The following is a 19,280-nucleotide window of genomic DNA, read 5'->3' on the forward strand; positions in this document are numbered from 1 at the left end:
AATGATCCTGCTTGCCAATTCCGAGGCCTGGCCCGGCTTCTCCAAGAGCGTCGAACTGCTGAAGGGCGGCAGCCATGGCCTCGACGCCATGGTCGCCGGCATCGGCGAGGTCGAGCGCGAGGTCAAGGTGCGCTCCGTCGGCTTCGGCGGCTGGCCCAACATGCTCGGCCGCATGGAGTTTGATGCCGGCGTGATGGACGGCACCACCCGCGAAGTGGGCTCGGTTGGCGCCGTGCCCGACACACTGCCGGTCGCAGCCCTCGCCCATGAGGTGATGAAGCGCCTGCCGCATGTCATGCTCACCGGCGATGGCGCCCGCCGCTTCGCCACCGAGATCGGCTTTGGCGTCGACGAGACGCTCTACGAGGACAGCAAGCGCGTCTGGTGGGAGCGCCTCCAGAAGGAGCTGACCCCGGAAGAGCTGGCAAAGTTCCCCGACATTCCGCTGGCGCCGCTCAGCCGCACCATCACCGATCCCGAGCGTGTGCGCGACACCACCGTGTTCCTGTCCAAGGACAGCGCCGCCGGTCTCAACGTCGTCACCTCGACCTCGGGTTGGGCGTGGAAATATCCGGGCCGCCTCGGCGACTCGCCGATCCCCGGCGCCGGCTTCTATGCCGACAGCCGCTTCGGCGCCGCCGCCTGCACCCATACCGGCGAGATGACCATGCGCTGCGGCACCGCGCGCACCATCGTGCTCGCCATGCGCCTTGGCCACTCGCTGGAGCAGGCGATCGCGCTCGCCGTCGAGGAACTGCTCGAGCTCGAGCAGGGCTTCCTTGCCGGCGTCGTCATCCATGCGCTCGACGCCCATGGCGACCACAAGGTCGTCAGCCTGAATTGCGAAGAACAGATCCGCTACTGGTACTGGGACGAAAGCCTGCCGGAACCGGAACACCGCTTCGCCGAACCGTTCAAGTCCTGAAGCTCAAAGGGAGAGGAAACATGAAGAACCTGATTGCCAAACTGGCGGGCGTTGCCCTTGCCATCGGCCTCGCGGCCACGGGCGCTGCCCAGGCCGGCAAGATCGACGAGATCCGCGAGCGCGGCACCGTCCGCATCGGCGTGTCGCTCGGCGGCGAGCCGATCGGCTTCCGCGATGCCCAGAACAACCCGGTCGGCTACGACGTCGACGTCGCCACCATGCTCGCCGAGAAGCTCGGCGTGCCGGTCGAATTCGTCGATGTGTCGGGCGACGCCCGCATCTCGATGCTGGTCTCGGGCCAGATCGACATCGCGGTTGCCAACACCTCGGCGACGCTCGAGCGCGCCAAGTCGGTGGATTTCTCGATCCCCTACAACCGCGCGGGCCTGCGCATCATCGTCCAGAAGGACGCCGGCATCACCAAGATGGAAGACCTCGCCGGCAAGAAGATCGTCGTCGGCCGCGGCTCGACCGGCGAGACCTTCATCAAGAAGGCCGCGCCTCAGGCGGAACTCGTCTACACCGACACCTTCGCGCCCGAGGGCGTGCTGCTGCTGCAGCAGAAGCGTGTCGACGCGGCCATCGAGGACTCCTCGCTGCTCGACTACCTCGCCACCAAGAACGACAACCTGGTGACGCTGGCGGGGCTCTATTCCAACGACCCGATCGGCATTGCGGTCGCCAAGGGCGACGACGGCTTCGTGCGCTGGATCGACATGTTCGTGTCGGACTACATCCAGAGCGGCGCCTATGAGACGAACTACAAGAAGTGGTGGGGCGAGACCGCCAACCCGCCGGCCCTGACCCCGCTCTGGTAGGCGGACGATGTGAGGGGCTGAGCTGCCCCTCATCCCCTGCCGGACCTTCTCCCCGTAATGACGGGGAGAAGGAAGCTGGCCGGAACGCCGGCACCAATGAAGACAGCCGCAATGCCGACGCCCCCCTCTCCCCGTCCTTCACGGGGAGAGGGTAAGGGTGAGGGGCAGTCTAGTTTTTCACTTAGCAAGTTCGACCAGTTTCCGCCTTACGACGTCGCGCGCGGCACGAAGAAGGTCGGCACCGTCACCTCGGCCTTGCCGTCGGCGAACTCGCCGGGGCGGCTGAGGAAACGCAGGATCTCGGCGACATAGGCGTTCTTGTCGTAGCCGATGGACGAGATCGGATAAGCCTCGAAATCGGTCAGCGACAGATTGTCGAAGCCGTAGAGCCGGAAGCGCCCGGGCTGGTTTTGCGGGAACGCATCGCGATGAACGTCCATCACGCCCATGGCCATGGCGTCCGACGTGCAGAACACGGCGTCGGCAGCGGGCCAGTCGGCTGCCTGCGCGATCTTGCGGCCGCTGGCATAGGAATAGTCGCCGCGCAGTTCGGCGACGAGCCTGATGCCATGGCGCGCCATCTCGGCCTTGTAGGCAGCGATGCGGCTCTGCTCGACCGGCGAGGACACGCGGCCGGTGACGAGGGCGGCGGTCGCAACCCCCTTGCTGGCGGCATCCGCCACGGCCTCGGCGATGCCGATGGCCTCGTCGGGAACGACCGAGGGCGAGGAGCCGTCATGCATGCCGTTCAGCATCAGGACGTCGTCGCTGCGGAACATCTTGCGCACGCTCGCCGCGTCGGCGAAGTCGGAGAACACCAGTGCCGCGTCGACATGGTAGGCGACGCCGTTGCGCAGGAACTCCTCGATGCGCTCGACCGAGCCGACGCGCAGGAAGATGACCTGCTTGCCGATCGACTGGATCTCGCCGATCAGGAGGTCGAACAGGTCGAGGTCGGAGAAGTCGTGGATGTGGTTGACGATGACCGCGATCAGGTTGACCGTCTTGGTGGTCAGGCTGCGCGCCAGGAGATTGGGCTTGAAGCCGAGCTTCTCTGCTGCTTCAAGCACACGCGCACGCTTGTCGGCCGAAACAGGGCGGCTTTCGCTCGACAGCGCCCGCGAGGCGATGGCGCGCGACACGCCGGCCAGCTCGGCGACATCGGCGATGGTCGGCGAGGTGCGTCGTTTGCGCGTACTGTCCATTGCTGCCTTTGCTAAGCGTCTTGGGCCGGCATTGCGCCGCAGAATTCCAGTCGGGAACTGATTTGATGATTACCTGCTTCGACATTGGCGGTTCAACGATAAAAAGCGCCCGCGCCCGCTCGGCTGGCGAAATCGAGATCATCGACAGGGTGGCGACGCCGCTCGACGATTTCGACGCCTTCGCCGCCGTCATCGCCGAGCGTGTCGCCTTTGGCGAGGGCCGCTCGAAGGGCGTGTCGATCTCGATCGCCGGCGTCGTCGACCCGGCGTCCGGCAGCCTGAAATGCGCCAACATTCCTTGCGTCGACGGGCGTCTGATCGCCGCCGATCTCGAACGCGTCATCGGCCTGCCGGTGTGGATCGCCAACGATGCCGACTGCTTCGCACTGGCCGAGGCGACCAGCGGCGCCGGCAAGGGGCATAGCAACGTCTTCGGCGTCATCCTCGGCACCGGCGTCGGCGGCGGGCTGGTGATCGACGGGCGCATCGTCGCCGGCGCCGGCGGCTATGCCGGCGAGTGGGGTCACGGCAAGGCGCTGCAGACGACAGTCGGCCAGCCGCCGGTCGACGTGCCGCATTTCGCCTGCGGCTGCGGCCAGTCGGGCTGCGTCGACACCATCGGCGGCGCGCGCGGCATGGAGAAGCTGCACAAGCTGCTCTGCGGCGAGGTGCTGTCGAGCACCGAAGTCATCGATCGCTGGCGCGCCGGCGAGGCCAGCGCCAGCCACACCATCGACATCTATCTCGAACTGGTCAGCGTGCCGTTGGCGCTGACGCTCAACATCATCGGCTCGTCCGTCGTGCCGGTCGGTGGCGGCCTGTCCAACGTGCCCGAACTCATCGAAGCCATCGACCGCGAAGTGCGCGGCCGCACCCTTCGCCGCGCCGCCGGCCCGCTGGTGGTCAAGGCGGCGCTGACCACCGAACCCGGCCTGATCGGCGCCGCCGCCCTCGGCCTCCAGGAGACTGCCAATGTCTGAGACCATCCTGCTCGAAGTCTGCGTCGACAGCCCCGAGGGCCTCGCCTCGGCGATCGCCGGCGGCGCCGACCGGATCGAGCTTTGCGCCGCGCTCGAGACCGGCGGGCTGACCCCGTCTGCCGGGCTGATGGCGCTGGCCGCCAAGGCGCCGATCCCCGTCTATGCCATGGTCCGCTCGCGGCCGGGCGACTTCGTCTATGGCGACGGCGATATGGCGGCCCTGCTGGCCGACATCGATGCCGTGCGGGCCGCGGGCCTGGAAGGTGTCGTGCTCGGCGCCAACCGTGCCGACGGCAGCCTCGACCGCGATGTGCTCGCGCGCCTTGCGGACCATGCCAGGGGTCTCGGCAAGACGCTGCACCGCGCCTTCGACCTTGCCGGTCCCGATTTCGCCGGCGCAATCGACCTTGCCATCGAACTCGGCTTCGAGCGCATCCTGACTTCCGGCGGCGAGACGACGGCGCTGAAGGGGCTGGACGTGCTTGCCGCCTGCTTCGCCCATGCCGGCGGCCGCATCGCCATCATGCCGGGGTCGGGCGTCAATCTCGAAACGCTCGCCGCCATCCGGGCACGGCTGCCATTTCGCCAGATCCACTCATCCTGCTCGGTCGCGGCCGATGTTGCCGGCGGCAAGGCGCTGGAACTCGGCTTCGTGTCGCCGCGCCCCAAGCGCACCGACACGGCCACCGTCCGGGCGATGAAGGCGGCGCTGGCCTAGCCGAATAGGAGAGGGGGCTCAGGCCTTGTCGGCAAGGTCCTTGCTCGAAACCTCGTAGAGCGTGGTGTCGGTCTGGGCGTCGACGCCGAGAAGGCTCACCTCATGTCCCCACAGCCGCTGGACGTAGCGCAGCGTGGCGTCGCGGCTCTGCTCGGCCAGCGTGCCGCCGTTGTGGACGGTGTGCCTGAGCCGCAGCTTGCGGTCGCCCTTGAGATTGGCGTCGATGGCCTGGATGTCGGGCTGCGTCATGCCGACATCGTAGCTGTCGGCCAGCCGCGAACGCACCCGCTCGTAGCCGCGCTCGTCGTGGATCGCGGTCACCTCGTAATAGGGGTCGGAGGCTTCCTCGCGCAGCGAGAACAGCCGCATGTCGCGGATCAGCGCCGGGCTCAGGAACTGGCGGATGAAGGATTCGTCGCGATGGCTCGCCCAGGCGTCGAGCAGCGTCCCGCACCAGTCGCCATTGCCGGCGAAATCGGGGAACCAGTCGCGGTCCTCGGCGGTCGGCTCGGTGCAGATGCGCTGGATGTCGCGCATCATGTTGAAGCCGAGCGTATAGGGGTTGAGCCCGCCATAGCGCGGATCGTCGAAGCCCGGCTGGAACACGACGTTGGAGTGGTTCTGCAGCACTTCGAGCATGGTGCCTTCGCTGACCCTGCCCTTGTCGTAGAGGCTGTTCATGATGGTGTAGTGGACGAAGGTGGCGCAGCCCTCGTTCATCACCTTGGTCTGCCGCTGCGGGTAGAAATACTGGGCGATCACGCGGACGATGCGCAGGATCTCGCGCTGCCAGGGCTTCAGAACAGGGCTGTATTTCTCCAGGAAGTAGAGCAGGTTCTCTTCCGGATATTCGATCGCCTGCTGCCGTTCGGCAGGATCGGACTCGGGCTCCTTCGGCGCGCTGGCCTCCGCCGTGGCGGGCAGGGTCCGCCACAGGTCGCTGAAGGTGCGCTCCTCATGCTCGAGCCGTTCGCGGATGCGCGCCTGTTCCTTCTCGACCGAGAGTCGCGGCCGGCGGCGATAGCGGAACACCGCCTGCGGCATCAGCGAATGGGCCGCGTCCAGAACTGCTTCCACGGCGGCCGGGCCATAGCGCTCCTCGCAGCGGGCGATGTAGCTCTTGGCGAACTCCATATAGGCAAGGATGGCGCCCGCATCGGTCCATTGCTGGAACAGGTAGTTGTTCTTGAAGAAGTGATTGTGGCCGAAGGAAGCATGGGCGATCACCAGCGCCTGCAGCGCCATGGTGTTCTCTTCCATCAGGTAGGTGATGCATGGATTGGAATTGATCACCAGCTCGTAGGCGAGCCCCATCCGTCCCCTCCGGTAGAGGTTCGACTCGTGGACGAAATGCTTGCCGAAGGACCAGTGCTGGTACATCAGCGGCATGCCGATCGACGAATAGGCATCGAGCATCTGCTCGGACGAGATGACCTCGATCTGGTTGGGGTAGAAGTCGAGGCGCAACTCGTCGACGGCGATCTGCCTGATCGCGTCATAGACGCGGGAGAGGTCCGAGAAACTCCAGTCGGAACCTGTGAAAAGAAGCGGCGAGGTCTTCGGGCGCTTTTCCAACTTGCTTCCTCAACTGCGCTTGCCGGATGGCGGCTGCTTGGCGAACAGTTCGTGAAAGACGGGATAGATGTCGGACGGCTTGGCGATGCGCGTCATCTCGAAATTGGGCCAGTCCTCGCTCACCGTGCGATAGGCGTTCCACAGCGACGTGCCGTTGTCGGCATGGCGGAACATCTCGCTTTCGCGCTCATCGATGATCTCGACATAGGCGTAGTACTGGCAGAGCTTCATCAGCGTGTCGTTGAGCAGCGACACGCACTTGTCGGAGTCGTTGGGGATGTTGTCGCCGTCCGACGCCTGGGCGGCGTAGATGTTCCATTCGTTGCTGGGATAGCGCTCGCGGATGACGCGCAGCATCTCCTCCAGCGCGGTCGACACCACCGTGCCGCCGCTCTGGGTGCTGTAGAAGAACGTGTCCTCGTCGACCTCCGATGCCTCGTGGGTGTGGCGGATGAAGACGATGTCGGTCTTCTCGTAGCGCCGCTTGAGGAACAGGTGCAGCAGCACGAAGAAGCGCTTGGCGAGATCCTTCTCACGCTCGCCCATCGAGCCCGACACGTCCATCAGGCAGAACATGACCGCATTGGCGTTGGGCACCGGCTGCGGCTCGAAGCGCTTGAATCGGATATCGATCGGATCGACAAAGGGAATGAAGGCGCGCCGGCGCACCAGCGTGGCAAGCTTCTCGCGCAGTTCCCCCAGGCGTTGCAACGTGGCCGCATTGGGCCGCTTGTCCTCCTCGAGCTTCCTGATCTCCTCGGCGACCTCGTCGAGCTCCTCCTGCTTCGGACGTCGCAGCGCGATGCGTCGACCGAAGCTGTTGAACATGGTCCGCGCCACCGCGATGCTGGTCGGGTTGCCGCTCACCGTATAGCCGGCCCGGCGGGGCCGGAACGTCACCACTTCCTTGAGGTTGAGCTTCACCAGGTCCGGCAGTTCGAGATCCTCGAAGAACAGGTCGAGCACCTCTTCGCGGGTGAGCACGAACTGGAAATCGTCTTCGCCCTCGCCGGAGGCGGACGGCTCCGACCCCTTGCCGCCGCCGGCGGCCGGCCTCGGAATGCGGTCGCCGGTGCCGAACACCTTGTTGCCGGGCAGCACCTCCTCGCGCCTTCCGGTGTGCGGCGCGCGCTGGAAGGTCGGCTCGCCGATCCCCTTCGTCGGGATCCTGATCGTCTGGTCGGAATCGGCGGTGGTGATCTTGCCGGATTTCACCCGTTCGTTGATCGCCCGTTTCAGCTCGTCCCTGGCACGTCTCAGGAAACGCTGCCTGTTGCCGAGGCTCTTGTCCTTGGGGTTGAGGCGCCGATCGATGAAATTCGGCATTTGGGGTCCCCGTCTCCTCGCTCGCTCAGCCCGCCTTGTTGACGCGCATGTACCAGTCGACCAGGCGCCGCACCTGGCGCTGCGTGTAGCCGCGCTCGGTCATGCGCTGGACGAACTCGGCATGCTGCTTTTCGGTCGTACTGTCGCGCTTGGCCCCGAAGCTGATGACCGGCAGGAGGTCCTCGACCTGGCCGAACATGCGCTTCTCGATGACTTCGCGCAGCTTCTCGTAGCTGGTCCAGGACGGGTTGCGGCCACTGTTCTTGGCGCGCGCCCTGAGCGTGAACTTCACCACCTCGTTGCGGAAGTCCTTCGGATTGGCGATGCCTGCCGGCTTCTCGATCTGCGACAGTTCAGAATCGAGGATGCCGCGGTTGAGGATCTGGCCGGTGTCGGGATCCTTGTAGTCCTGATCCTCGATCCAGGCGTCGGCATAGGCGATGTAGCGGTCGAACAGGTTCTGGCCGTATTCGCTGTAGGATTCGAGATAGGCCTTCTGGATCTCGTGGCCGATGAACTCGGCATAACGCGCCGCCAGTTCCGACTTGATGAAGTCGAGATAGGACTGCTCGATCTCGTTGGGGAACTGCTCGCGCTTGATCGCCTGTTCCATCACATACATCAGGTGCACCGGGTCTGCCGCGATCTCCTTGGTGTCGTAGTTGAAGGTCTCCGACAGCACCTTGAAGGCGAAGCGGGTGCTGATGCCGGTCATGCCTTCGTCGACGCCGGCGGCGTCGCGATATTCCTGCATCGACTTGGCCTTGGGGTCGACGTCCTTCAGGTTCTCGCCGTCATAGACGCGCATCTTGGTGTAGAGCGGCGAGTTCTCGTGCTCGGTAAGGCGTGTCGAGACGGTGAAGCGGCTGAGGATGTCGAGCACTTCCGGGGCGCAGGGATTGTTGACCAGCTCGCTCTCGCGCAATAGCTTCTCGTAGATCTGCCGCTCCTCGGTGACGCGCAGGCAGTAGGGCACCTTGACCACCAGGATGCGGTCGAGGAACGCCTCGTTGTTGCGGTTGCTCTTGAACTGCAGCCATTCCGACTCGTTCGAGTGCGCCAGCACGATGCCCTGGTAGGGGAAGGCGCCGAAGCTTTCAGTGCCGTTGTAGTTGCCCTCCTGGGTCGCCGTCAGCAGCGGATGCAGCACCTTGATCGGCGCCTTGAACATCTCGACGAATTCGAGCAGCCCCTGCGTCGTGCGGTTGAGGCCACCGGTAAAGGAGTAGGCGTCGGGGTCCGACTGGCTGAAGTTCTCCAGCTTGCGGATGTCGACCTTGCCGACGAGCGCCGACACGTCCTGATTGTTCTCGTCGCCGGGCTCGGTCTTGGCGATGCAGATCTGGCGCAGCCGCGATGGCATCAGCCTGACCACGCTGAACTTGGAGACGTCGCCGCCGATTTCCTCGAGCCGCTTGGCCGCCCAGGGCGAGATCAGCCCGTTCAGCCGGCGCTTGGCGATGCCGTACTTGTCTTCGAGCAGGTCGGCCATGCGTTCGGGATGAAACAGGCCGAGCGGCGATTCGAAGATCGGGCTGGTCTGTCCGCCCACCTTCAGCGTGTAGATCGGCCGTTCCTCCATCAGCTTCTTCAGCCGCTCGGCGAGCGACGACTTGCCACCGCCGACGGGGCCGAGCAAATAGAGGATCTGCTTGCGCTCCTCGAGCCCCTGCGCGGCGTAGCGGAAGTAACCGACGATGCGTTCGATGGTGTCTTCCATGCCGTAGAATTCGGGGAAGGCCGGGTAGATCTTGATGGTCCTGTTGGCAAATATGCGCCCCAGCCGTGGGTCCACGCTGGTATCGACCAGCTTGGGTTCGCCTATCGCATCCACCATGCGCTCGGCTGCCGTCGCATACATCGACGGCTGATCGCGGCAAGCGAGGAGATATTGCTGCAAGCTCATCTCCTCGGTCGTCTGACTGCCGTAGATTTCCGAGAACAGGTTGAAGACGTCGGTATCGCGTGTTTGCATGGCACCCTCACATCGCCGAAGTCGATAGCGAGTGTATCACCACTTCGACTCTTTGCCTTCATCTCAAACTTCCCGGATCAGCCAAAGTTCCCTTGAGGAAGGACCTGACCGAACAATTAGTTGTGGATCGGCGGCGATGCGTCGCAATCGGGGCGCGCACAACCTTCCCATTGGGTAACCCTGTGGTTGGAATCACCCGGCCGGGGTCACGGAGCCGCTTTGAAAAGCTGAGTCGGCTTGTTGGACGCGGACGCTGCCTGCCCGCAAATGATGTGCGTCGCACAATATTTGGAGTTGCACCCCGGCCATCGCGAAAATAGGCTTTCTCGTCCCTCCGCGAGCCCGCAGGCCGCAGGGCGTCGAAACAGCAGAGGCTAAAAATGAACCGACTTCACACCCTTCTCGCAGCGGGCGTCGCCTCGGCTGCGGCGGTGCTCGCCGCCGCTCCGGCATTCGCGCAGGGCAAGACGCTGACCATCTCCTGGTGGGGCTTCAACGGCGACAAGCTCGACGAATTCATCATCAAGCCGTTCAAGGAAAAATGCGGCTGCGAGATCGTGTTCGAGACCGGCAACAATGCCGACCGCCTCAACAAGATCAAGATCCGCAACGGCGAGGGCGTCGACGTCGCCTACTTCACCGATGCCTATTCGCAGATCGGCATCAAGGAAGGCCTGTTCCAGCCGATCGACAAATCCAAGATCCCGAACCTCGATGGCCTCTACGACATCGCCAAGGCGCCGCAGGGCGAGTACGGCCCGGCCTACACCATCGGCCGCGTCGGCGTCATCTACGACAGCGCCAAGGTGAAGGCACCGGTCACCTCGTGGAACGACCTGTGGAAGGAAGACTTCAAGAGCTCGCTGTCGCTGCCGGGCATCACCACCACCGCCGGCCCGATGGCCGTGATGGTCGCCGGCACGCATGCCGGCGTCGACGCCTTTGCCGATGCCGACGCCGCCTTCAAGGCCGTCGAGGAGCTGAAGCCGAACGTGGTCAAGAACTACAACACCGGCTCGGAGCTGGTGAACCTGTTCTCGACCGGCGAGATCTCCGCGGCAATCGCGCAGGACTTCACGCTGGCCCAGATCCAGGCCGCCGTGCCGACCGCCGCCTGGGCCAACCTGTCGGACGGGGCGATTGCCACGCTGAACACCATCAACATTCCCAAGGGCGCGGCCAATGTCGAACTCGCCCACGAGTTCATCAACTTCGTGCTCTCCAAGGAAGTCCAGCAGAAGACCGCCGAGAACGGCGTCGATGCGCCGGTCGTCAAGGCCGTCGAGCTGACGCCCGACCAGGCCAAGCTGTGGACCTACGGCCCCGACATGATCGCCTCGCTCAAGCAGGTCGACTACGAGAAGATGAATTCGGCCAAGACCGAGTGGGTCGACCGCTGGAACGAAGTCTTCGGCATGTAAGACCAAGACGGGGGAAGGCGTTCGCCTTCCCCCGCATCTGTGCATTTCGGGCGACGAGCGCCCCATTTTCCGCCTTGCATCTGCCTTTGCGCCAATCTGCACCTTTCGCGATCGCGCAATGAAGGCTAGCAAGCCTCGCAAGTGCCGCAGCTGGAAGGCTGTGCGATCGAGGCAACTGGAAGAGATCGGACTTCATGCTGAAACGCTTTGCCGGATGGTGGCTCGCCGGGCCCGCTACGCTGGCCGTCGTGGTTTTTCTGATGCTGCCGGTGGCCGCCACCATCGCCACGACCTTCGGTGAGGACGGCGGCGTGCTTGCACCATACCTCGCCTTCTTCAACAGTGGCTTCCGCCGCACGGTTCTGTGGCGCACCATCGAGATTTCGCTGGCCACCACCGCGATCTCGCTCGTCGTCGGCTTCCTCACCGCCTATGTCGTGTCGAAGTCGCCCGCCAAGCTGAAGAGCCTTTTGATCATCGCCGCGGTGTTCCCATTGCTCACCGGCGTCGTCGTGCGTTCCTTCGCCTGGCTGATCATCCTCGGCAAGAACGGCATCCTGAACAACTTCCTGCTCGGCATCGGCGCGATCAGCGAGCCGCTGTCGATGCTCTACACGCAAGGGTCGGTCATCGTCGCGATGGTCTACCTGTTCGTGCCGCTGATGATCCTGACGCTCGTCGGCGTGCTCGAAAACATCCCCGACGACGTCGTCCAGGCCTCGGCTTCTCTGGGCGCGACGCCGGGGGCCACCTTCCGGCAGGTCATCCTGCCGCTCGCCGTGCCCGGCCTCATCGTCGGCGCCGTTCTCGTCTTCACCGGCTCGTTTACCGCCTACGCCACGCCGCAGCTGCTCGGCGGCGAACGCCAGATGGTCATGGGCACGCTGATGTACCAGCGCGCCATGGTGTCCTTCGACTGGGTCGGCGCTTCGACAATCGCAGCGATCATGGTGGTGATCACCGTCACCGTCGTGCTCGCCATGAGCCGCATCGCGCGGCGTCTCAACCCGATGGCGACCTGATGACCAGCCGTATCAATCCCCTGCTGATCCTGTTCGCCGTCCTGGTCTACATCTTCCTGACCGGGCCGCTGATCATCGTGCTCGGCGCCTCGGTCAGCGACACCACCTACCTGACCTTCCCGCCACAGGGCTTCTCGCTGCGCTGGTTCGAGAACATCTTCGCCATCAGCGCCTTCAAGCGCACCATCATCACCAGCCTCGAGCTCGCCTTCCTGGCGACCGGCCTGGCGCTGCTGGTCGGCATTCCCGCCGCCTATGCGCTCAACCGCTACCGCATCAAGCTGCCGACCTGGCTTTCGACGGTCTTCGTGCTGCCGATCCTGGTGCCCGAGATCGTGCTCGGCTTCTCGCTGTTGAAGTCGGTCGCGGTCGGCATGCAAACGCCGATCTTCCTGACGCTGCTCGTCGGCCACATGCTCTTGGTGCTGCCCTATTGCGTGCGTGTCGTCTCGGCCAGCCTCGCCTCTTTCGACTTCTCGATCGAGGAAGCCGCCGTCAGCCTCGGCAGCCCGCCGCTGAAGACCTTCTTCACCATCGTGCTGCCCAACGTCCGTTCCGGCGTGATCGCGGCCTTCATCCTGGCCTTCATCACCTCGATCAACGACGTGTCGACGTCGCTGTTCCTCACCGGCCCCGGCATCTCGACCCTGCCGATCCAGATCCTCGCCCATGTCGAGCAGTTCTTCGATCCGACGATCGCGTCGGTGTCGGTGCTGCTGATGCTGCTGACCGTCGCAGTCATGGCCATCGTCGAGCGCACGCTCGGCCTCACCTTCCTTGCGAAATAGACCAATGACCCAGTCACTCACAGTCCAGAATCTCACCGCCCACTACGGCGCCACCAAGGTGCTGGAGGACCTGTCGCTGTCGGTCGGCAAAGGCGAACTCGTCTCGCTGCTCGGCGCTTCGGGCTGCGGCAAGACCACGACCTTGCGCCTCATCGCCGGCTTCCTCGAACCGACTTCCGGCTCGATCCGCCTCGGCGACAAGGACCTGACCCGGCTGCCCGCCTACAAGCGCGACATCGGTCTGGTATTCCAGAACTACGCACTGTTCCCGCATCTCTCCGTGCTCGACAATGTCGGCTTCGGCCTCAAGCAGCGCGGCGTGACCGGCGCCGAGCGCGAGAAGCGCGCCAGGGCGATGCTCGAACGCGTCGGCCTGTCGCAGCTCGCCGACCGCCTGCCGGGCGCGCTGTCGGGCGGCCAGAAGCAGCGCGTGGCGCTCGCCCGCGCACTCGTCATCGAGCCGCCGCTTTTGATGTTCGACGAGCCGCTGTCCAACCTCGACGCCAAGCTGCGCGTCGACATGCGCGTCGAGATCCGGCAGCTGCAGCGCGCCAACGGCACGACGTCGGTCTACGTCACCCACGACCAGGAAGAGGCGTTCTCGATCTCCGACCGCGTCGCCATCATGAATGCCGGCCGCATCATGCAGTTCGATACGCCCGAGACGCTCTACCAGCGCCCGGCCAATGCGTTCGTCGCCCGCTTCGTCGGCTTCGAGAACCTGATCCCGATGACGGTCGTGAGCCGCGACGGTGCGACCGTCACGGCCGAGGCAGCTGGCGGTGCCAAGCTCAAGCTGTCGCAGGAGCGCTTCGGCGAGATCGCCGACAGCTTCTTGCTCGCCACCCGCGCCGACGGCCTCGCGGTTTCGACCGAGGCCGGCGCCGAAGGCATCCCGGCAACGCTCGGCCTGCGCACCTATCTCGGCCGCGCCTATCAGTACCAGGCTGACTCGGCTGCCGGCCGGCTGATCGCCAATGGCTCGCTGTCGGCGCCGCTGGAACCGGGCGCTGAGGCCAAGCTGGTGCCCGTGCCCGACCAGTGCTGCGTGCTGAAGCCGGAATAGTTATGCCGTGCCATGTGGTACCCCCCTCTGCCCTGCCGGGCATCTCCCCCTCAAGTGGGGAGATTGGCAGTGGCAAGGAGGGCGACGATCGCCTGCGTTGCAGGATGGGCGGGGCGTATGAACTGCTGATCTCCCCCCTTGAGGGGGAGATGGCCGGCCCTTCGACCAACTCAGGACCAGAGAGGGGCGTTCGTCCATGACCTTGATCATCACCAACGCCACCGTCCTGCCTTGCACCGAGGACATGCCCGTCATCGACAGGGGCTGGATCCATGTCGAGGGCGACGTCATCAAGGCCGTTGGCTCCGGCGATGCGCCCGCTATCGTTGGCGCTGAAACGCTTGATGCCGGCGGCGACCTCGTCATGCCGGGCATGGTCAACCCGCATTGCCACATGGCGATGACGCTGTTCCGTGGCTTGGGCGAAGACGTCGACAACCGGCTCTACCGCTACATCCTGCCCTTGGAGCGCAAGTTCGTGCGGCCCGAGGCGGTGCGCGCCGGCACCGCACTTGCAGCGCTCGAACTGATCGAGGGCGGCGTCACCTCGGTCGCCGACATGTATTATTTCGAGGCCGAAGTTGCCCGCGTCGTCGCCACCTCAGGCATCCGCGGCGTGCTCGGCCAGACCATCGCCGACTTCGATCCGCCGGATCACAAGAACGCCGACGAGGGCTTCGCGCTGACCGAGGCGCTGGTGGCGGAATTCGCCGGCCACGACCGCGTCATCCCGTCGATCGCGCCGCACGCGCCCTATTCCACCGGCATGGCTGTCATGGAGCGCATCGCGCGCTGGGCCGACGATCATCCCGATGTCCCCGTGCAGATGCACCTGGCCGAGAGCGACCAGGAGATGGAATGGGCGCAGAAGACCCACGGCATGCGCCCGGTCGAGGTGGTCGAGAAGGCGGGGCTGCTGCGCAAGGGCCTGATCTGCGCCCACTGCCTGCATGTCGACGCTTCGGACATCGAGCGCATGGCCCATGCCCAGGTCTGCGTCGCCCACAACGCCCGCTCCAACGGCAAGGCCGGGCGCGGCATCGCCCCCGTCGAGGCGATGCGCAAGGCCGGCATTCCCGTCGGCATCTCGACCGATGGGGCGATGAGCGGCAACACGCTCGACCTGTTTTCGCAGTTCGCGCCGGCGTCGATGTTTGCCAAGCTGCTCGGCCACAGCCGCAAGCCGATGGCCTCGATCGACGTCGTGCGCATGGCCACGCGTGACGGTGCCAAGGTGCTCGGGCTGGACGCAAAAGTCGGTTCGCTCGAACCGGGCAAGCAGGCCGACCTCATCCGTGTCAGCCTGGCCTCGCCGCGCCAGCAGCCGATCTACGACGTCTATTCGACGCTGGTCTTCGCCACCATGCCGACCGACGTGCGCGACGTCATGGTCGGCGGCGACTGGCTGATGCGCGACCGCGAGGTGCTGAGCCTCGAACGCAAGAAGGTGCTGCGCGACGCGCTGCAGGTGGCGCAGAGCTTCAAGGCCGAGATGGCCCGCATCGACGCCGCCGGATAGGCGGCTCGGCAAGGTGTCAGGCTGATACAGGGAAGGACAAAAGCCATGAACAAATCGGAAGCCACGGCGCGCCTCGACGAGGTGCTCGCCAATGTCGACGCCAACATCGACGGCAGCCTGGGGCGCCTGTTCGACCTGATCCGCATCCCGTCGGTCTCGACCGATCCGGCCCACGCCGCCGACTGCAAGCGCGCCGCCGAATGGCTGACGAAAGAACTCGGCCAGCTCGGCTTCGACGCCTCGGTGCGCCCGACCGCGCGCCACCCGATGGTCGTCGGCCACGACCGCACCGGGCAGGGGCCGCACGTGCTGTTCTACGGCCACTACGATGTCCAGCCGGTCGATCCGCTCAATCTGTGGCACTCCGACCCGTTCGAGCCCAAGCTCGTGCCGCAGCCCGACGGCGAGACCCACATCGTTGCCCGTGGCGCATCCGACGACAAGGGCCAGCTCTTGACCTTCGTCGAGGCGTGCCGCGCCTGGAAGGCCGTCACTGGCAGCCTGCCGATCCAGATCTCGGTGCTGTTCGAGGGCGAGGAGGAGATTTCGAGCCCTAGCCTGCCGCCCTTCCTCGACAGCACCGGCGCCGAGCTCAAGGCCGACGTCGTGCTGGTCTGCGACACCGACATGTGGGACGCCGAGACGCCCGCCGTCACCACCATGCTGCGCGGCGTGCTGAAGGAGGAGATCGTCATCTCCTGCTCCAACCGCGACCTGCATTCGGGCATCTACGGCAACGCCGCGCGCAACCCGCTGCAGGTGCTGTCCGACATCGTCTCCTGCGCACGCCCGACGGCGGTGTTGCCGTCGCCGGCTTCTATGACGGCGTCACCGAGCTGCCCGACGCCATCAAGGCGCAGTGGCAGCGGCTGCCTTTCGACGACAAGGGCTTTTTGGGCGACATCGGCCTTTCGATTCCTGCCGGCGAAAAGGGCCGTTCGGTGCTCGAGCAGGTCTGGGCCCGCCCGAGCTGTGAAATCCACGGCATCATCGGCGGCTACACCGAAGAGGGCTTCAAGACCGTCATCCCGGCCAAGGCGCAGTCGAAGATCTCGTTCCGCCTCGTCGCCGGCCAGGATCCCAAGAAGATCCGCGAGGCCTTCCGCGCCCATGTCCGCGCCCGCATCCCTGCGGACTGCTCGGTGGAGTTCATCGACCATGGCGCCAGTGCCGCGACCGTGATGCCGATCGACGGTGTATTCCTGACCAAGGCGCTGGGTGCACTGACCGAGGAATGGGAGCGCGAGGCGGCCGTCGCCGGCAGCGGCGGCTCGATCCCGATCGTCTCCGCCTTCAAGGAGAAGCTCGGCATGGATTCGCTGCTGATCGGCTTCGCCCGCTTCGACAACCGCATCCACAGCCCGAACGAAAAATACGACCTCTCCAGCTTCCGCAAAGGCATCCGCTCCTGGGCGCGTATCCTCGCGGCATTCGCCGAAGACAAGGGCTGAGGCAGCTGGCGGGCACGTCCTTCGAGGCTCGCCCGCCGAGGTTTTCGCGACCTGGATAACAGCGTTGCCGGCTCGCACCTCATGATGAGGACCTACGGCGCTCGCTATTCCCTAACGATTGCCGTTTCGCCCGGCGAATACCCCCTCACCGTCACGGCTTCGCCGTGCCACCTCTCCCCCACTTCGTGGGGGAGAGGAATTGCCAATCGCGGGGTGTCTCGCCAGGCCAATGCTGGAGGCGCGCCCCACTGCGGCCCTGCAGAACCTGAATTCCTCGCCCCAGGAAGTTGGGGGGAGGAATCGCCAATCTTGCAGGTCGGGGCCTCTCCGAACTCGGGTTCCTCGCCCCCACGGAGTGTGGGAGAGGTGGCACGGCGAAGCCGTGACGGTGAGGGGGCTTTTGAGCCAAGCCGCCTCAGTAGCCCTCATTGGTGAGTCGTGAGCTTGTCGAATGATCGAACCACGAGGGCGCTAGGCGCCATCTCGGTCGTGCCAAGACCCCTCCTGCTTCGATCATTCGACAAGCTCACGACTCACCATGAGGGTGTCGTGTGCCCCTACCAGACCACCTTGTGGCTCTCGCCCGTCTGCACGTTAACGAAGCCCTCGGGCACAGCATCCGTCGGCGCCACCAGCACCCAGCGCCACGGCGCGCAGGTCAGCGTCGCGAACTGCAGGCGCTCGGGGAAGCCGGGGAACCAGCGCGGCGAGAACGTCGGCTCGTATAGCCAGTCGATCTTGTTGGCCTCGGCGTAGAGCTTTTCCATCTCGGCATCGAGCGCCTCGGCGGGCCGGTTGGTCATCAGCCCGCCGACCTCGTAGTGCACGTCGGCCACCACCTTGCCGCCTGTGACCAGCGCCCAGCCGCCCTGGTTCTCCGAGATGCGGTTGACGACCTCGGCCATCGCCGCGTCGGACGAGCCGACGACCCAGATGTTGTGCTGGTCGTGTGCCACCGTGCAGCCCACGGCCGTATCGGGCGTCTTCGGGCCGCAGCCGAGCCAGAACATTTTTGCCACTCGGCCCTTGCCCGAATAGCGGTCGACGATGGCGAACTTGGTGATGTTGCGCTCATCGTCGCGCTGCACCTCGCCATCGGTCACGGGCAGTTCGGTGGTGATGAAGTTATCGTCCCAGTGGAACGGGCGCAGCAGTGCGGCCTGCATCGTCGCGCGGCCCGGCTCGGCCGATATCGCGAAGTCTTGGGCGGTCAGCTTGCGGCCGACATTGACCGTCTTCGTCGCCCAGTCGGGCCAGTCGATGCGCGGCAGGTGGCCGGTGAAGCTCTTGCCCTCGGACACCTGCTCGCCGTCGGCCCAGACCTCCGCGATCGACACGGTCGCCGTCTTGTCGAGCAGCACCATGTCGGCGAAGCGGCCGGGGGCGATGGAGCCGACGAAGGGCGTCAGCCGCATGTGCCGCGCCGGGTTGATCGACACGCACTGGTAGGCGATCTCGGGCGCCATCCCGCTCTCGATGGCGAGGCGGACATTGTGGTCGGTGGCACCCAGCTTCAGCGTGTCGGAGGCGCTGCGGTCGTCGGTGGCGAATGCCACCTGGCTCCAGTCGCGCAGGCCGCGCTCGAGCAGGCCCTTGATGATGTCGGGCATCGAATGCGGGCGGATCTCGACGAAGATGCCGCGCCGGAGCTTGTCCCACGCCTCCTCGGGCGTCCACGCCTCGTGGTCGGACGACAGGCCGGCGGCGGCAAAGGCGTTGATAGAGGGCAGGTCGCGCAGGCCGGCGCCATGGCCCTCGACCACGCCGCGCTTTTCGAAGGTCGCCTGGATCATGCCCCAGAGCCGGCTGTACGACGGATTGTCCGGGTTCCACACGGCCGGCCAGTCCATCACCTCGTCGAGGCCGGCGACCATCGCGCTTTCGCCGAGGAATCCGATCTGCTCGGCATAACCGAAATGGCCGCCGCCACCCTCATAGGCCGTCGGCGGCACGGCCGAGCCGGGCAGCGGGAAAATCTTCATCGGCGAGCCGGCGCGGCGCGCCGTCAGCCAGAATTCGAGGTTGTTCGGGCCGTTGACGTTGGAGAATTCGTGGCTCGCCTCGCAGGTCCAGGTGTTGCCGCGCGGCATGACCAGCGCCGCCTCATGCTCCGGCGTCAGGTGCGAGCTTTCGATGTGCTTGTGCACCTCGCCGAAGCCGGGCACGGCGGCCAAATGGGTGCGGTCGACGGTCTCGCGCGCGGTGCCCGCGAAGCTGCCGGCGTGGCCGACATAGGCAATGCGCCGGCCGCGGATCGCCACCTCGCAATCGTCCATCCAGGTGCCGGTGTGCACGTCGAGCACGCGGCCGAACTGGACGAGGCGATCGGCCTGGCGCTTGCCGAGGGCCACGAGCACCAGGTCCTGACGGATCACGATTTCGTCGGCTGGGTCGATGAGCAGGTCGGCGGGCAAGGGGGCTGTCTTGGTCATGGGCTCGCCTCTACTGCATCGCCCTTAAAATCGGAACCGGTTTCCGCTGTGCCAGCCCG

14 protein-coding genes and 1 pseudogene are annotated in these 19,280 nt (G+C 65.4%); 10 read left to right on the forward strand and 5 right to left on the reverse strand.

Annotated features, from left to right (window positions below; all coding sequences use genetic code 11):
- Position 1 precedes the first annotated feature (1 nt).
- On the forward strand, positions 2-925 hold the full coding sequence (locus AmiPiv_RS03870; RefSeq protein WP_340035963.1) for an isoaspartyl peptidase/L-asparaginase: 924 nt from the start codon (positions 2-4) through the stop codon (positions 923-925).
- 20 nt (positions 926-945) lie between these two features.
- Positions 946-1,743, forward strand: coding sequence for a transporter substrate-binding domain-containing protein (locus AmiPiv_RS03875; protein ID WP_340035964.1), 798 nt, complete (start codon positions 946-948; stop codon positions 1,741-1,743).
- A gap of 206 nt (positions 1,744-1,949) precedes the next feature.
- Here AmiPiv_RS03875 and AmiPiv_RS03880 read toward each other — a convergent pair whose 3' ends face one another.
- Positions 1,950-2,948 carry a LacI family DNA-binding transcriptional regulator gene (locus AmiPiv_RS03880; RefSeq protein ID WP_340035966.1) on the reverse strand — a complete coding sequence of 333 codons (999 nt, stop codon included), beginning with the start codon at positions 2,946-2,948 and terminating at the stop codon, positions 1,950-1,952.
- Positions 2,949-3,013: 65 nt separating this feature from the next.
- On the opposite strand from AmiPiv_RS03880, the gene AmiPiv_RS03885 reads away from it, so the two are divergent.
- Complete coding sequence (locus tag AmiPiv_RS03885) at positions 3,014-3,928, forward strand: ROK family protein (protein WP_340035967.1); 915 nt, start codon at positions 3,014-3,016, stop codon at positions 3,926-3,928.
- Positions 3,921-4,646, forward strand: a complete 726-nt coding sequence (locus AmiPiv_RS03890; RefSeq protein ID WP_340035968.1) for a copper homeostasis protein CutC — start codon at positions 3,921-3,923, stop codon at positions 4,644-4,646. Before AmiPiv_RS03885 ends, AmiPiv_RS03890 begins: the two co-directional genes overlap by 8 nt.
- A gap of 18 nt (positions 4,647-4,664) precedes the next feature.
- Here the strand turns inward: AmiPiv_RS03890 and AmiPiv_RS03895 are convergent, their stop codons facing one another.
- The 3 genes from AmiPiv_RS03895 to AmiPiv_RS03905 are packed head-to-tail and all read right to left on the reverse strand — an operon-like array spanning position 4,665 to position 9,522.
- Positions 4,665-6,221, reverse strand: a complete 1,557-nt coding sequence (locus AmiPiv_RS03895) for a SpoVR family protein (RefSeq protein ID WP_340035969.1) — start codon at positions 6,219-6,221, stop codon at positions 4,665-4,667.
- Positions 6,222-6,230: 9 nt separating this feature from the next.
- Positions 6,231-7,547, reverse strand: coding sequence for a YeaH/YhbH family protein (locus tag AmiPiv_RS03900; RefSeq protein ID WP_340035971.1), 1,317 nt, complete (start codon positions 7,545-7,547; stop codon positions 6,231-6,233).
- 25 nt (positions 7,548-7,572) lie between these two features.
- Positions 7,573-9,522 carry a PrkA family serine protein kinase gene (locus AmiPiv_RS03905; protein ID WP_340035972.1) on the reverse strand — a complete coding sequence of 650 codons (1,950 nt, stop codon included), beginning with the start codon at positions 9,520-9,522 and terminating at the stop codon, positions 7,573-7,575.
- Positions 9,523-9,902: 380 nt separating this feature from the next.
- Here AmiPiv_RS03905 and AmiPiv_RS03910 point away from each other — a divergent pair, with 380 nt between their 5' ends.
- The 6 genes and pseudogenes from AmiPiv_RS03910 (at position 9,903) to AmiPiv_RS03935 (ending at position 16,789) form a co-directional block, all read left to right on the forward strand.
- Positions 9,903-10,943, forward strand: coding sequence for an ABC transporter substrate-binding protein (locus AmiPiv_RS03910; protein WP_340035973.1), 1,041 nt, complete (start codon positions 9,903-9,905; stop codon positions 10,941-10,943).
- Between the two features lie 197 nt (positions 10,944-11,140).
- Positions 11,141-11,965, forward strand: a complete 825-nt coding sequence (locus AmiPiv_RS03915; protein ID WP_340036462.1) for an ABC transporter permease — start codon at positions 11,141-11,143, stop codon at positions 11,963-11,965.
- The gene (locus AmiPiv_RS03920) at positions 11,965-12,753 is read left to right on the forward strand and encodes an ABC transporter permease (RefSeq protein ID WP_340035974.1); all 789 of its coding nucleotides are present in this window, start codon (positions 11,965-11,967) and stop codon (positions 12,751-12,753) included. The genes AmiPiv_RS03915 and AmiPiv_RS03920 overlap by 1 nt, the downstream gene beginning before the upstream one ends.
- 4 nt (positions 12,754-12,757) lie before the next feature.
- Entirely contained in the window at positions 12,758-13,819 is a 1,062-nt protein-coding gene (locus AmiPiv_RS03925; RefSeq protein ID WP_340035975.1) for an ABC transporter ATP-binding protein, read from the forward strand.
- A gap of 196 nt (positions 13,820-14,015) precedes the next feature.
- Positions 14,016-15,338 (forward strand): amidohydrolase family protein, encoded by a 1,323-nt coding sequence (locus AmiPiv_RS03930; RefSeq protein WP_340035977.1) that lies wholly within the window; start codon positions 14,016-14,018, stop codon positions 15,336-15,338.
- Between the two features lie 45 nt (positions 15,339-15,383).
- Positions 15,384-16,789: pseudogene (locus AmiPiv_RS03935) on the forward strand (M20/M25/M40 family metallo-hydrolase).
- Between the two features lie 557 nt (positions 16,790-17,346).
- Here AmiPiv_RS03935 and AmiPiv_RS03940 read toward each other — a convergent pair.
- Positions 17,347-19,221, reverse strand: a complete 1,875-nt coding sequence (locus tag AmiPiv_RS03940; protein ID WP_340035978.1) for an adenine deaminase — start codon at positions 19,219-19,221, stop codon at positions 17,347-17,349.
- Positions 19,222-19,280: the final 59 nt, after the last annotated feature.

The organism is Aminobacter sp. Piv2-1, from assembly GCF_037625995.1.
Taxonomy (GTDB): Bacteria; Pseudomonadota; Alphaproteobacteria; order Rhizobiales; family Rhizobiaceae; genus Aminobacter.

What these genes read in the sequence shown, in the direction of transcription:
- AmiPiv_RS03870 (WP_340035963.1), top strand. Translation starts at nt 2, where the DNA reads ATGATCCTGCTTGCCAATTCCGAGGCCTGGCCCGGCTTCTCCAAGAGC.
- AmiPiv_RS03875 (WP_340035964.1), top strand. Translation starts at nt 946, where the DNA reads ATGAAGAACCTGATTGCCAAACTGGCGGGCGTTGCCCTTGCCATCGGC.
- AmiPiv_RS03880 (WP_340035966.1), bottom strand. Translation starts at nt 2,948, where the DNA reads ATGGACAGTACGCGCAAACGACGCACCTCGCCGACCATCGCCGATGTC.
- AmiPiv_RS03885 (WP_340035967.1), top strand. Translation starts at nt 3,014, where the DNA reads ATGATTACCTGCTTCGACATTGGCGGTTCAACGATAAAAAGCGCCCGC.
- AmiPiv_RS03890 (WP_340035968.1), top strand. Translation starts at nt 3,921, where the DNA reads ATGTCTGAGACCATCCTGCTCGAAGTCTGCGTCGACAGCCCCGAGGGC.
- AmiPiv_RS03900 (WP_340035971.1), bottom strand. Translation starts at nt 7,547, where the DNA reads ATGCCGAATTTCATCGATCGGCGCCTCAACCCCAAGGACAAGAGCCTC.
- AmiPiv_RS03905 (WP_340035972.1), bottom strand. Translation starts at nt 9,522, where the DNA reads ATGCAAACACGCGATACCGACGTCTTCAACCTGTTCTCGGAAATCTAC.
- AmiPiv_RS03910 (WP_340035973.1), top strand. Translation starts at nt 9,903, where the DNA reads ATGAACCGACTTCACACCCTTCTCGCAGCGGGCGTCGCCTCGGCTGCG.
- AmiPiv_RS03920 (WP_340035974.1), top strand. Translation starts at nt 11,965, where the DNA reads ATGACCAGCCGTATCAATCCCCTGCTGATCCTGTTCGCCGTCCTGGTC.
- AmiPiv_RS03925 (WP_340035975.1), top strand. Translation starts at nt 12,758, where the DNA reads ATGACCCAGTCACTCACAGTCCAGAATCTCACCGCCCACTACGGCGCC.
- AmiPiv_RS03930 (WP_340035977.1), top strand. Translation starts at nt 14,016, where the DNA reads ATGACCTTGATCATCACCAACGCCACCGTCCTGCCTTGCACCGAGGAC.
- AmiPiv_RS03940 (WP_340035978.1), bottom strand. Translation starts at nt 19,221, where the DNA reads ATGACCAAGACAGCCCCCTTGCCCGCCGACCTGCTCATCGACCCAGCC.